The following is a 13870-nucleotide window of genomic DNA, read 5'->3' as shown; positions in this document are numbered from 1 at the left end:
CTAAGAGAATAATCTCCCAGGCTTTTGTCCTTCCGTGTGCTACAGCAAGCTGTATGCCATCTCTCGGACCAGACCAGCGGATGACCGACAGCAAGGTGTTTCACCTTATCCTTCATCGGCCATCTGAAGCGGAACCCTAGACAGCTATTTGTTCTCAATGGCAATCATGAGAACCGATATGCAGTTATTATCCTTATACGAATCAGGTGCCCTTAAACCCACGGGAAAAGTCTGCGATTCAGGAAGGCGAATATTCGGTCACTGATCAAACCAAGCAAGCCAATGACGATGATGCCTACAAATATTTCATCCGTATTCAAGAAACGCTGTGCCTTCATAATCTGGTAACCAAGCCCGCTGCTGACCGCTACGAGCTCCGCAACGACGAGATAGGTCCATGCCCAGCCCAGAATGAGCCTTAGCGTGTTCATCAGCTGCGGCTGGATCGCTGGAATAATGACCGTTTCAATCGCCTTCCACCTTGATGCGCCAAGCGTGAAGGACGCATGCAGCAAGTCATGTGATACACGCCGCGTTAGATCGGATACCATCAGGACAAGCTGGAAGAAACAGCCGATAAAGATCAGCAGCACCTTCGCCCACTCGCCAATGCCTGCCCATACCATGATGAGCGGAATAAAGGCAACAGCCGGCATGTACCGGATAAACTCCATCGGCGGCTCAACGAATGCTTCGCCATATTTGAACGTTCCCGCGAACACGCCAATCGGAATGGCGATGACGCAGGCGAGCAGAAAACCTGCCGATACCCTGAATACACTAATGCCGATGTGGCCCCAATACTCCGGGCTGCCGAGATTGAGAATAAGCTGAATAAGGACGGCATGCGGCTTAGGCAGGAAAATCGGGCTGACCGTTTCTGTATAGCTGAGCAGTGACCAGATGGCTAGCAGCAAGATGAAGGAGAATCCCGCCGTTACGGCAAACGGCCTCGGGCCAATCTCTTTGAAGATTTGAAACTTATAAGGTTTACGACGTAATGGCGTCTCCATCGTCTATCACTTCCCTGCTCTTTTATTTATGAAGCTAGGATCGAACAGCTCATCTACGCTATCCAGCTTGTCGACCATGTCTAAGTTGTACAAGAAATCGGCTGTTTTCTTACCCGTATAGCTGAGCGATGTATAATCCTCGCCCTTCTCGAACGCTTTGATATTATCATCAACCCCGAACAGCTTAATGCTATCGAGTCCAAGCTTGAAGTCCTCCGGCGTTGTCTCCGCTTTATCGGCAAGCAGCTTAATCGCTTCCTCTTGGTTGTCTTCATACCACGCAAGAGCGTCGAACCATGCATCCACGATCTTCTGTACATCCTCAGGACGCTTCTCCACAACCGATTCACGAAATACGAGCAAATCCGGAATGAGCCCTGGCGTTTCCTTGGATGAATAAAGCACCTTGCCTTTGCCTTCCTTTACAGCTGTCGTTTGGAACGGCTCCCAGAGTACCGAGGCATCCGTATTGCCAGAAATAAAAGCGGGTCCAGCGTCGTTCACCGTCATATTTACGAACTTAATATCCTTCTCGTCCATGCCATTTTCAGCTAGCGCCGTCAGAAGCAGCAGATGATCCACCGTACCGAGCTCTGTCGCAACGGTTTTCCCTTTCAAATCCTTGATCGAGTTAATGTCCGGTTTGCTTACAATGGCATCGCCGCCGAAAGAATTATCATTGACCAGCACGGCCTTCAGACCAATTCCTTTGGACAGCGGCGCAAGCGAGTCGCTCAGCGTCTGACTATTTGCATCCACTTTGCCAGCTGCGATAGCCTGCAAGGAATCACTATATACAGGGAAGAATTCCAGCTTCACATTCACATCATGTTTCTCGAAAAAACCTTTTTCCTCAACCAGGTACCACATATACCACCCCGGCCAAGGGCTTAGAGCGATCGTAATCGGGTCGCCTGCAGCCCCTCCATCTGAGTTTTTTGCATTTCCAGAGCATGCAGCTACCAGAACCATCGTAACGATAAGCATAAGTGCCAGTGAGGTTTTACGTACTTTTTTCATTTCTCCCCGCTCCTGTCTTCTTTTTAGTAGCAATCCATTGTCCCTAAGAAGAAACGGCTATCGCCGACCTTTAGCGGCGCGGCGCGTTTCTTTCCGAGAAATATAGAGAATGTATAGCCCAAGGATATACATTCCTATATTTTTCTAAAAAAAAATAAAAGCCCGGGAGAGTGATCTCCCAGGCTTTTATCCTTCCGTGTTATATAGATGCAGCAGCAAAGCCCCTTCATCTATACGCCGTCTCTTGGACCAGACTTAACGACCTGCTCGGCGTTAACGGAACCCTAGACTGCTTGTTGTTCTCATTCATCTTACTAGAGAGAACCGATATTCACTTGTCATAAAACCTTACGTTATACCGAATTATAGTGTGGAACGTACGGATATGTCAATACCAATGTTAGGTTTTATTACATAAACTAAAAAAGCAGCCACGTTATCTTGAACACACCTCCGTTGTTAGTCCTGCCTAACAAATGAGGTACCATTCAATCTCGTGCTGCTTCTTCGCTTTATTTGGCGTCGCGTCTGCCATAGCTTGCTGCAAAGCGCTTCATCCGATTATACGCCGAGCGATCCAGTTTTTTGAGTGGGTGAAACTGCGGATGATTGGAATTAACCTCTAGCACCCATAGCTGCTGCTGCTTGTCATAAGCAAAATCAATACCAAGCTCATGCATGCCGCGGCGTCTCCTACTTAATGTCCTTGATATACGCAGTGCTACTCGTTTCAATTTCTTGACCTGCTCTTCCGTTTCTTCATCGGATAATCCTTGCTCCGAGCCAAGCTTGCTCATAGAATAAATCGCGCCGCCCTGATAATAATTTGTAACGATTTTGTTCCTCCCGCCTACTTTGACCATAAAGCCTGTGCATACCCACCTTCCTCCCGGCTTGCGCTGCACCATAGCCCGAATATCATAAGGACAATCATTTACTTTATCGAGCGATATGCCTTTCTGGATAATTAATCTGCGGCCGCCTTGCTTCTTCAAGTGCTTATAAATGTCTGCGACAGAATCGTAAGTGCGGCGTATCTGGCTCTTATGAACAATTTCATAGAGCTCAAAGCCCGAATCAATCCGCTTGAGCTTACAAATGCCGATCCCCAGCGAACCGATATTCGGCTTAACATACACCATATCAAACCGATCCAGCATCATTTGCAAGTTGTATAAGCTGAAAAAGACCGTTTTGGGCACATATTGCTTTAAGCTGCGATTAGCGGATAAGTACTTGCACACTCTTAGTTTCCCTCTTATTTTACGGCTTGCATATCTTTTTTTGTACACGATCTGTTCACCTCATCTTACTTTATGAACAGAATCCCTCTAGCAATTGTACTTTCGTTTATAGACGGCAGATATAGTTTTATCAAACAACAGAAATCAATGGCTTTTCAGTTGGATTTCCGATCCCGTACTTACAGATGAGATCCGCCACTTGCATCAATCAATTGACCGGTTACCCAGCGGCTGTCCGATGAAGCAAGAAAAGCGGCAATATCCGCCACATCTTCAGGCTCTCCCCACCTTTTGAAGGTTGAAAGATCAGCAGCAAAATCCTGTCCACTCGGATCTTGCAAAGTTCCAGCATTCATTTCTGTATTAATAATACCAGGCTGGATAGCATTCACCGTAATATTACGGTGCCCAAGCTGCTGAGCCAAGACGAGTGTAAGCGTGTCAAGTGCACCTTTGGATATGATGTAGGTGAAAACACTAGGAGAGGCTGCGCGTGTAACAAACGATGAGATATTGATTATGCGGCCGCCATCCTTTAGACGCTTTCCCTTTTCCCATAGTGTACGGCGACGACTGCACCCTCCTGTGCCAAACGTAACGCAATGCCACGACCGATTCCCCGGCTTGCACCGGTTACTAAAGCAATTTTACCTTTCAACTTACTCATACCTTCATCTCCTTGTTTTCAATTCATGATTAGTTATATCACAAGGAGATGTTTGAAATATTGCTCTTTCATTCGGGATTCATAGTACTCATGCCCCCTTTCGCCTAGCGTGAACAAAAAAAGGCCCCTAATAGGGACCGTATTCCAATCATCATGCTTATTTCTCTACGTTCGAATACCACTCATTCACTTCTCTCGTTATCTCGTCGCCGCCGGATGATTTCCAACTTTTCACAAACTCATCGAAGGCAGTTGCCGGCTTCTCGCCGTATATGATTTCATTAAACGTTTGCGATTCCATTTTTTTCAAATAATCCATCCGCGATTTCATTGTTTTCGTGGACGGACCTGCAAACATATCTTTTTTGGAGATCGCTTCTTGCGCAAGCACGACAGTAGCTGCGTAAGCGGTTTGTGGTCCATATTGCGTTACGATCTCTTTCTCACGCGTCGTGGTCGCTTCCTTGCCTGCCGCTAGATTCAGCAACGCTTTGAACTGTGCATCTGGTATTCGAGCGCCGTCACGTACGATAAAGTAACGAAACGGAGCCGTTATGGAGCCGCCCGGCACATCAGCTACATACAAAGGCTTTCCATTTGCATCCAGAGCGTAATCATAGCCTTCGAAAGCACCCAGCTCGAATGGGCTGCCAGCCTGTGGATCAGCCAGATACTCAAACAAATAATTCTGATAGGTAAAGAAAGCTTCAGGATTAGCCATCTCTTTGTTAATTAGAATAACACCGTTTACAAAATGCGTGCCATGGCGCATCGCCATTCCGTCTTTTCCTGTAGGAATAGCGTAAGGCTTCCATACTGCGCCTTCGGCGTTATTCGCTGTATCCAGAAGAGGCCATCCGCTCATCCAATAAGGTCCAGGAATAATGCCTGCTGTTCCCGCTACTGCTGGTTCAGAGGTTTTATTCTCGTCCCACAGCGCTGCTTCATTCGGAATGTAGCCCTTGTCGCGCCATTCTTTCAGCTTGATTAGACCTTCCTTCATACCAGGATTAGTAGAGCCATACTCCAATGTTCCATCTGCTGCTGTATTCCATTGAGCGGGCAGTGTACCGTATGCCCCGAATACCCATGATGGATCACCCATCCACGTACTCATCGACGTCTTGAAACCAATGCTCAGCGGAACAACCTGATCTGGTGCCAATCCCTGCGGATTGCTGTTCTTGAAAGCATCCATAACAACTTCAAGCTCCGTTATCGTTTTTGGAGCCTCCAGCTTCAATTTATCCAGCCAATCCTGCCGAATCCATAACACGTAATCATTGTTATAGGCGTAATCAAGCAGCGGAATACCTATGCGTTTGCCGTCTTTGATATATGCGTTCCAGACGCCTGGGTCAAGGCTCATAGCTGCTTTCCATTTCTCGTTTGCATATTTATCGAACAGCGCCCCAGCGTCTTGGAACATACCTGAATCGATGAGATCCTGGGCAAGCAGCTTGTCTCCAATAACGGCTACATCCGGCATCTTTTGTCCAGATGACATAGCCAGACGCAATTTAGTCGCAAATGCTCCATTCGTGTCTGTAACAGACCAAAGCGATTCTACTTTAATGCCTAACGTATCTAACGCCCATTTGGTTGCCACATTGTTCTCAATCGTTTCGCCTTCACGGAACGTGAGCGCAGGGTCAACTCCCCATACAGTCGTAATGGTAACTGGTGGATCATATTTCTCTTTGTAAACATGGTCTTCCTTGCCCACCGCCTTGTTGTCGATCTCTCTATTGGATGGCTCACGGTTATCGCCGCTATTCGAGCAGCCCATGACAGCAGAGACGATGAGCAGCATACAAATGGTAAACGCGAACCGTTTTTTTATGATTGCACTCATTTGTACTCCCCTTCTTGATTATGGTGTACGCGAAATCTTTATTGCTCTCGGAACTCCTGTGGCGTCATGCCATAATATTTTTTGAATGTTTTGCTGAAATATTGCGGATTCTGGTAGCCTAATTCGCTCGTAATTTCGTAAATTTTTTTGTTCGTATTTTTGAGCAAATAAAGCGCCCGCTCCATCTTCATGCCGATGATCCACTCACTCAAGCTCTCTCCTGTTTCATCCTTGAACAATTTGGAGAGATAAACCGGATGCAGGAAAACACGATCGGCAATCGTCTTTACCGTCGTATCCTGACTAAGATTAGTGGCTACGATTTCCTGCACCTGCTTCACAACGAAGCTTTTGGAGCTTTCTTCTTTCACCGAAAGCTCACTTTGAAGCTTATGAAGTACACTGATTGCCCACTCCTCCAAGCGATCCGGAGACAAGACCATGGCCTGATCCACAATAAAATCGATACCCAGCTCGTTTATCTGCGATACATATTGTCCCTGACGATGTGCAATATACATAAAGGCGTTTGTAAGCGCCAAATAGACCTCATAAAGATGTTCTCTCGAATAACGGGTTTGCTTCAAATCAGCGAATACATCTCTAATCTTCTGCTCCACCGCATCCCATCGTTTGGATTCAAGCAGCGCAATCATCGTCGGCGGCTTATATAAGATTTCCATTGATTTCACGAAGGTATGATCTTGGGTCACACGATCTTCAAGAAATTGGATCGATTGCTGCTCCTCGTTGGCAATGATGAACATCGCACCGAGACCCGCACGGTATGCCGTTGTAATGGATGAGGGGAACTCAAACCAATCGGTAACCACAATCGAGATTTCTCCTTTCAGATAATTGCTGACATTCGCACGAAGAATCCTCGTTGCTTCCACCAGCTTCGTTTTGCGTAAGGTGTGACTCTCTGCGCTGTACTCGCGTATTGCCCCTGACTCATCTTTCGGCTGCGCTATAATTAGCAAATACTCATGAGGCGCTTTGCAATGCCATACGTTGTAATCACTAGCAAACGATTCCTCTGCAATATTACCTACGGCGAATTCCATCAGTGAGGCCGAATGGTAATCCAAATGTGCGAATTGCTTGCCTAATTGCACCAGCATCATAACAGTCGGGCGCTCGATCACAAGCGGAATCTCATACTGTGATAACTTTTCCTTAATCGTTTTCGGAGACAGCTGTCTCCCCAGCACCAGATCAACCATAAAATTCGCACGAAGCACCTTGAAATCCGACTTGCGGTCATACAGCAGCTGTTGATATTTCTCCGCTTGCTCCCATTCGTCCTTCAGCGCCTTAATTGCACTAGAAACCGTTTTGACGAATTCGTCGTCATTAACCGGCTTCAGAATGTAATCGAACGCCTGCAGCTGCACAGCCTTTTTCGCATAATCAAAATCGGAATGTCCCGTAAGCAGTACGCATTTGATATGCGGCCAGCGCTGTCCAATTTCCTGAACAAGCTCCAAACCGTTCATCTCCGGCATCGCAATGTCGGTAACGACGATATCAATGGCGTTCTCCTCCAGCAGTTCCAGCGCTTCGAAGGCAGAGGCAGCTTGATAGACGCTCTTCACGCCCATCGCGGACCACGGAATCGTTTTCTCCAAGCTTCCGGTTACGTATGATTCATCATCGATTAATAGAATTTCAATCATTGCAAATCCCTTCTTTCTCTAAGCTGTTGACCAACTAATCGTAACCTTTAGTCCTCCAAGCTCGGAGGAGGTGAAGCTAACACCTGCGGTTCCGCGGAATCGCAAATGCATGCGCTGATGTACATTCCATAATCCGCAGCCCATATTTTCATCCATTTGATCCCGCATCTTGAGCTGGAGAATCCGCATATCCTCTGCGCTCATCCCTTTGCCGTCATCTTCAACGATCAGTCTAGCGCCATCCGAGATCCACTCTCCGGTAATACGAATGCTCGAAGCATCAGACCATGCCTCCATGCCATGAATAACAGCATTCTCGACAAGCGGCTGCAGCATTAGTGGTGGAATTTCCAAATGTTCCATGTCAGGTGGCATATCAATAGAATAACGAAGCCGCTCCATACGCATCTTCTGAATTTCCAAATAGCTGGTGACGAAATTAATTTCCTCCGACATTGCGACCAGATCTCGTTCCTGTCTAGTCGTGTAACGGTAATAATTCGATAGATGATGAGACATAGCGACAACGGCTTCGTTGCGTTCCAGCTTCGCCATGCTTGAGATAAACGAGAAACAATTATAGAAGAAATGGGGGTTGATTTGCGATTGCAGCTGCTTCAGCCGAGCTTCGCGCACATGAATTTTTTCCAAATAAACCGTTTCAAACAGCTCTTGGATTTGGGCAACCATCAGATTGAATCGTGTATATAGAAAACCGAACTCACTTCTCCCGCGCGGCTTCATCCTTACCGAATAATCACCGTTTTTCAGCTTCTGGAAGCCGATGATGAGTCGCTTAATAGGTACCTGAACCTGTGCGTACAAGAGATAAGCTGCGGTACAGCAAAGCAGCAGCAAGCATGCCATAGAAACGTAGAACAGCTGGTTCGTTTTCTGAATCGGACGAATAATTTCGGATATGGGAATATAATCGATCAAATACCAGCCAATCGTTTCAGATTTGACGATATTGACCATATACTTTTCTTCTCCTACCTCAACGGTTCTGCTTTCCTGATTGCGCAGCGGTTCTGCTCTCAAGACGGTCAGAATTTGTTCCGTAAGCACCTTATCTACCGAGCGATTGAAGATAGTGCCTACACTTTCCATATAATAGAATGGCTCTCTACGCCCGCCGCTCTTGAACTTATCCAGCATATCCTTGATGTTCGAGCTGTCGAATTGCACTTCAATAATAAGGTTTGCACCGCTCGGGTCCAAATAGCTGGAATAGGGGGTTACCGCATAGCGAGAGAAGACGAACTGCCCACTCTGTCCATCGTTAATCGACTTCACCTGCCAGCCAGGCTTCAATCGTTTTTTCAAATCGGCATCATCATACATAACGACATCACTGTCTGTAATATCCCGGTGCAGAATGGGTGAGTAGATATGCAGGCTGCTGCGCCATTTGGAAGAGTTTTCCTGAATGGCCAGCTTCATTTGAATTCTTTTGATTAACGTAATCGTGCTCAAGCTCAGTTCATCCATTTCGGTAAAATAATCACGAAGAGAGGAAATATCTGGATCTTGAATGAGCAGGTCCGGCCAAATCGCCAAAGAATCGATCGTCGTATTGACTTCATTTTGGAAAAAGACTAGCTGATTCGTATTCGATTTATTCAGCTCTTCGCGAAGCACATCTGTACTCGTTTTGTTGGAATAGAAATATAGGAGCAGAATCGGCGTCAGCATAACTAGAATCAAGGCGACGATTTTGGTAAACAAATTGATTTTCGGCATGTCGGTATCGCACCTTTGCTTGATGTGGTATGGGCTGCTGGATTGCAAATTCCCCCGCCCTCTTCACCATACGTGGACACTTATTATATAGCAAGCTGTAAAATTAAAATATATGCAATGTTTTGATAAACTTTTGAGAACGATCTCATTAGAAACATAAAAAAACCGAAGCTTAGGCTAATTTGCCTATACTCCGGTTTCTTCAATACTAGCGAAAGGCTTGAAACAAAGCAGTCGTATAATAAGGGATCGGCTCAATCCGATGGAAGACTGCGATCTCGACACCTTCAAACCTTTCTACGAGCGCTTGGTTCACGAATGTGTGCACCGTTCCTTTACGCAAAGGTGTAATTGACAGATGCAGCTGCTTGTTCTCCAAATCATCCTTGAATTGCTTCAAGCCAATTGGCCAAGCCTCTCCGTAATGAATATGATCCGTAAGCATACGGTTATCCAAGTAAGCCGCAGCAACATCACCATCGTACTCCACCTGTAGGAATATATCCGACACATGGCTTGGCCAGTTCGTATCCAGCTCGACGAGGGCGCTTCTCTCCTGCGGTTTGTTCACCGTTATGGACGGCTTATAGACAGGAACTTCGATCTTGTAGGTTTGGAATATGCCTGCTTGTTCTGTTTGAACGGTCCCCTCGCTTGCTTGCAGCAGATGTTTTGGAACTTCAGGCGCAATCGATACGCTCCAGCTTGCCTGTCCCTCAGAGGTTGAGATTAGACGTTCATCCTTCGCATACAAGCGACTGTCGCTAATTACAAGTCTATCCTCGCCCCATAGCCGGAATTTGTAGGTACTAAGCGCTTCCTCTCTCGATAAGACGAGAACGCTAACCCTATTCCCATTCGTCAGCTCTACTGTCCATGCATGCTGCCTGCCGATTCGCGGTGTTACGACTATAATATCATCTTCGATGGACAGCTGAGCATCATCAAGCGCAACCGATGCCACGCTTGAGCGGGCGAACACAAGCTCCGGTGCGAGCGAAGGATGAGCATAAAAGACGAGAAGAGGTTGATCGTCCACACTCAGCTTCGTTAATGGTTGAACGGTTGCACTTACGATAAGCGCGCCTTCCAGCTCAAGTTGGAAAGGCAGAACCGCGCACACATCACGTTTTAAGGTTAATTCACCTTTGTGTGGGAATGAGACTTTCCCTTGTGCGGTATCCAGCTCGATCCGAACCTCTTCACGGTCTGGCAGCTCCAGATGATCTTGGAAGTTGTTCAGGAACAAGAATCCCGAGCCATCCTTCTGCCTGACGCACCAGCGAAGTGACTCCGTGTCCTCCGGGTGAATGGCGGACTGCCCTTGCGGGAGCACTGTTCCCATCGGTGCCACAATCGATCCGAATGCGTCCATAAATAAGGACAAGGAACGAATGCGATCATAAGATTTGCCAACTCTGCCGAATTCACCGAGCGGGGATTGATAGTCATAGGTTAATTTGGGAAGGCCATATTCATTGAGATAGCCGCGTTTCCCTACTGGATTGGAGCCGCCGTGATACATATAGTAGCCTAATAAATTGCTGCCGCTGGCCAGCTTGACCAGCGTCATCGCTTCTACACTTTCTGCGCTCACATTAGGACGGGCTGTATAGCTGACTTGCATGCCGCCTGCCATCTCACAATACGCAACCGGATAATCGAGCGTATCGTAATTGACCTCTTCTGACGGTTTCACATGCAAATCACGATAAATATACTCGCCGCTCGGCGGCTGGTTTGGGATCCATGGCGTATAAGCATAGCCTGCAAGCATCGGCAGCGTATCCGACTCTGGCACCGCAGCACCGCCCCATGCAGTAGCTGTGAAAAACATAGGCACGATGCCCGTTTCCTCTGCGAGCCGTCTAAGCTCGGCCAAATGCTCGTTGCCGCCTTTCCCCGAACTCATGAATATGCCGGCTTTATATCCCCAAGAATCAAGCGGCGCACCACAGTGCATGAACTCGTTCTCAAGCTGCACAGCAATAATCGGTCCTCCCTCTGCGAACAGACTGCCCTTTACCTGCTTCGCAATTTGACGGTAAAGACGTCTCGCATAGAAGAGATACAGCTCGTCATTCGAGCGAATCTCAAGCGGCTTCTCGAATACCCAATCCGGGATGCCCCCGTTTCTGACTTCCCCATGACAGAAAGGTCCGATACGGAGTACCAAAGGCAGCTCATGCTTTGCACACAGATCGACGAAGTGCCGCAGGTTCCGATTCTCGTTCCAATTGAAGCTGCCTTCCTCTTCCTCATGATAGTTCCAGAAAATATAAGTCGCGATGACATTCACGCCGCCAGCCTTCATCTTCAGCAATTCTTCCTCCCAGTGCAAGTAAGAGAACCGTGAAAAGTGGAATTCGCCAACGACTGGAATAATCGGCAGTTCATTGCGCAGCATATAAAAATTAGTAAAACCAAAGCTTTCTCCCTTAGGGTTCGTACCTCTATTACCTGCCAGTTTGCCTGGCTTAATCTCTTTGTTAGGACCGTCCAGCTTGAGTGAATAAGTTGTCATTGGTTTGCTTCCTCTCTGAGCCAGCATCTTTAATTATTATTTTATAACGCAGCCTTGGCAGCTAGTTCGCTTTAGACTAGATTCAGCAAACCTTTGCACGCTGAAAAACCAGTCGGCCGGAGGATATCGAAATGGAGCTCACCTGCAAATGACGGGCGTACCTCCACATCGTCCTTCGTAATGACCAAGCGGTACTCTTCGCCTGGCTGCATCAGTGGAATCGCATATTCGCTGCGGCTTCCGTCCGAGCTAATAAGGATGAACCGGTATCCATTGACAGCGTGCTTAGGAATATCATTCCGAACAGACAACACTACCGACAGTTCTTTCTCTTTCTTCAAAGTGGCCTGCTTTACGGCAATCGGCGAGCCAATCTCACGCAGCGCTTGGTAGGAAGGCTTAGGGTTGCCGTACAGATCGGTTGTCCCATGCACCCGCTGCCGCAGCCTGCCTGTACCCTCTTCTCCCATTTGCGTGCGGTAATCATTTAGGCTGAAAAAAATAAGCGCTGCAATACCCTCATGCTTGCGGTATTCCTCCGTCTTTTCCTGCAAAATGTTGATCCTTCGTTCATCTCCGCCTGTAAAAGCTGGCTCACATAAGCCATACTCCGCTACGATAAGCGGTTTATCTGGATAGGCATTATCGATGCTTTGAATGACCTCCACCATGTCCAGATCACCATGCCAGGTTCCGATATAATCATTCCACATCAGCAGATCACCCGTACCAGTTGCATCGATGTCCGGCTTGAAATGAACCGAGTTGCTCACATAATTAATAAAGCGATGCTCGTCAAGCGTTAACATGTAGGACTTAAGCTGTTTCATGTAATGAACTGTACGCTCGTCCTGCCCATCCACCTCGTTGCCCATCCCCCATGCATAAATAGACGGGTGATTGTAATGCCGGAGAATCATTTCCTCTGCATGCTGTTTCGCAAGTGGAAGCAAGCTTTCATCTGGCTCTGCTGGCTGCTGCCAATGCGGGATCTCCTCTTGCACGAGAAGACCGTTTCGGTCACACCAATCCAGCAGACGGCTGTCCTGCTGCCAGTGGAATCTCGTAATTACGCAGTTTGCGTGCTTGATTTGCTCCAGCACCTCTATAAGCTGCTCCTCCGTCTCTGCCACGCCCCTATCGGGATGGGAGCCTGGCATCCATTCTACGCCCATTAACCGCACAGGCTCACGATTGAGCAGCAACTGATGACCGGCCGTTCGAATCTCGCGAAAGCCTACATTTATTAACATGCGATCTGTTTCATTGCCCGCTGTTACAAGCGCAACATGTACGTTATACAAGTTAGGATGGTCGAAATGCCAAAGTGCTGGCTTGTCTATTCTCATTTCCTTCAACTGCAGCTTACCATCCTGTGGATATGCTTCATAACGCTCTCTGCCGATTAACACATCTTCCCGCCAAACGGACAGGATCACCGTAATCGGCAGTTGCTCGTCTATTGGGATCTTCCACAGCTTGATTTGGCCATTCAGAATGCCTTCCTGTACAGAATGCTCAGGGCCAGTAAAAACGGGAATCGCATCCAGCTTCACGTAGTCGATGGCTGCCGCTCCCGTCACAATCATGGATACGCCACGGATAATGCCCCCGTCATCCGCCCAATCAAAGCTGTTGCGAATCGGCAAAGCCGTCTCACTATTTTCATTGGAAACAGAGACGACGAGCCGATTGGACTGCCCGTAAACCACGTAATCTGAGATTTCGATCGTGAATGCCGTATATCCAGAGCCTCCATGCTTCCCAGCCTGACGCCCGTTCACCCATATAACCGAATCCCGATATACCGCATCGAACTGAAGACGAATGATCCTCCCCTCATACTCATGAGGGATATGAAACTCACAGTTGTACCACGCAAGTCCTCGATACTCCTCGAGACCTTCCTCTACATTCCATGTATGGGGAATGCGTACGCTTCGGGCACTCGGTAAACCGTGTTCGAACCATTTCTCTCCCATACCAATGCCATCAGCATCCGCTTGAAACTGCCAGTGCTCTGCTAAAGCTGTCGTTATCCGTGTATGCATAGCTAGTCTCATTCCTTTCGCTTATCCGTATATATAAACCTGCGGTGCTAGGCAGAAGATTCTGACAGGCACCG

The 13870-nt window shown here is 47.6% G+C and carries 8 protein-coding genes, 1 pseudogene and 2 riboswitches; all 9 genes and pseudogenes read right to left on the bottom strand.

Annotation, left to right across the window (positions count from 1 at the left end):
• Positions 1-11 precede the first annotated feature (11 nt).
• A riboswitch (guanidine-I (ykkC/yxkD leader) is annotated at positions 12-151 on the bottom strand.
• Positions 152-212: 61 nt separating this feature from the next.
• Positions 213-1013, bottom strand: coding sequence for an ABC transporter permease (locus FGT79_RS20465; RefSeq protein ID WP_138754695.1), 801 nt, complete (start codon positions 1011-1013; stop codon positions 213-215).
• Positions 1014-1019: 6 nt separating this feature from the next.
• Positions 1020-2033 (bottom strand): ABC transporter substrate-binding protein, encoded by a 1014-nt coding sequence (locus FGT79_RS20460; protein ID WP_138754694.1) that lies wholly within the window; start codon positions 2031-2033, stop codon positions 1020-1022.
• Between the two features lie 173 nt (positions 2034-2206).
• Positions 2207-2332: riboswitch (guanidine-I (ykkC/yxkD leader) on the bottom strand.
• Positions 2333-2545: 213 nt separating this feature from the next.
• Positions 2546-3325, bottom strand: a complete 780-nt coding sequence (locus FGT79_RS20455; protein ID WP_138754693.1) for a YheC/YheD family protein — start codon at positions 3323-3325, stop codon at positions 2546-2548.
• Between the two features lie 131 nt (positions 3326-3456).
• Positions 3457-3944: pseudogene (locus tag FGT79_RS20450) on the bottom strand (SDR family NAD(P)-dependent oxidoreductase).
• Positions 3945-4101: 157 nt separating this feature from the next.
• Positions 4102-5799 carry a type 2 periplasmic-binding domain-containing protein gene (locus FGT79_RS20445; RefSeq protein WP_246096521.1) on the bottom strand — a complete coding sequence of 566 codons (1698 nt, stop codon included), beginning with the start codon at positions 5797-5799 and terminating at the stop codon, positions 4102-4104.
• 38 nt (positions 5800-5837) lie between these two features.
• Complete coding sequence (locus tag FGT79_RS20440; protein WP_138754692.1) at positions 5838-7478, bottom strand: response regulator; 1641 nt, start codon at positions 7476-7478, stop codon at positions 5838-5840.
• An 18-nt stretch (positions 7479-7496) separates the two neighbouring features.
• Complete coding sequence (locus tag FGT79_RS20435) at positions 7497-9221, bottom strand: sensor histidine kinase (RefSeq protein ID WP_138754691.1); 1725 nt, start codon at positions 9219-9221, stop codon at positions 7497-7499.
• Between the two features lie 208 nt (positions 9222-9429).
• A complete protein-coding gene (locus FGT79_RS20430; RefSeq protein ID WP_138754690.1) occupies positions 9430-11745 on the bottom strand; it encodes a beta-galactosidase in 2316 nt (771 codons plus the stop codon).
• A 71-nt stretch (positions 11746-11816) separates the two neighbouring features.
• Entirely contained in the window at positions 11817-13796 is a 1980-nt protein-coding gene (locus FGT79_RS20425) for a glycoside hydrolase family 2 protein (RefSeq protein ID WP_171056347.1), read from the bottom strand.
• Positions 13797-13870: the final 74 nt, after the last annotated feature.

The organism is Paenibacillus sinopodophylli (genome assembly GCF_005930355.1).
Lineage (GTDB): Bacteria > Bacillota > Bacilli > Paenibacillales > Paenibacillaceae > Pristimantibacillus > Pristimantibacillus sinopodophylli.
The sequence above is the reverse complement of the archived record's forward strand: the minus strand, read 5'-3'. Positions and strand labels throughout refer to the sequence as shown.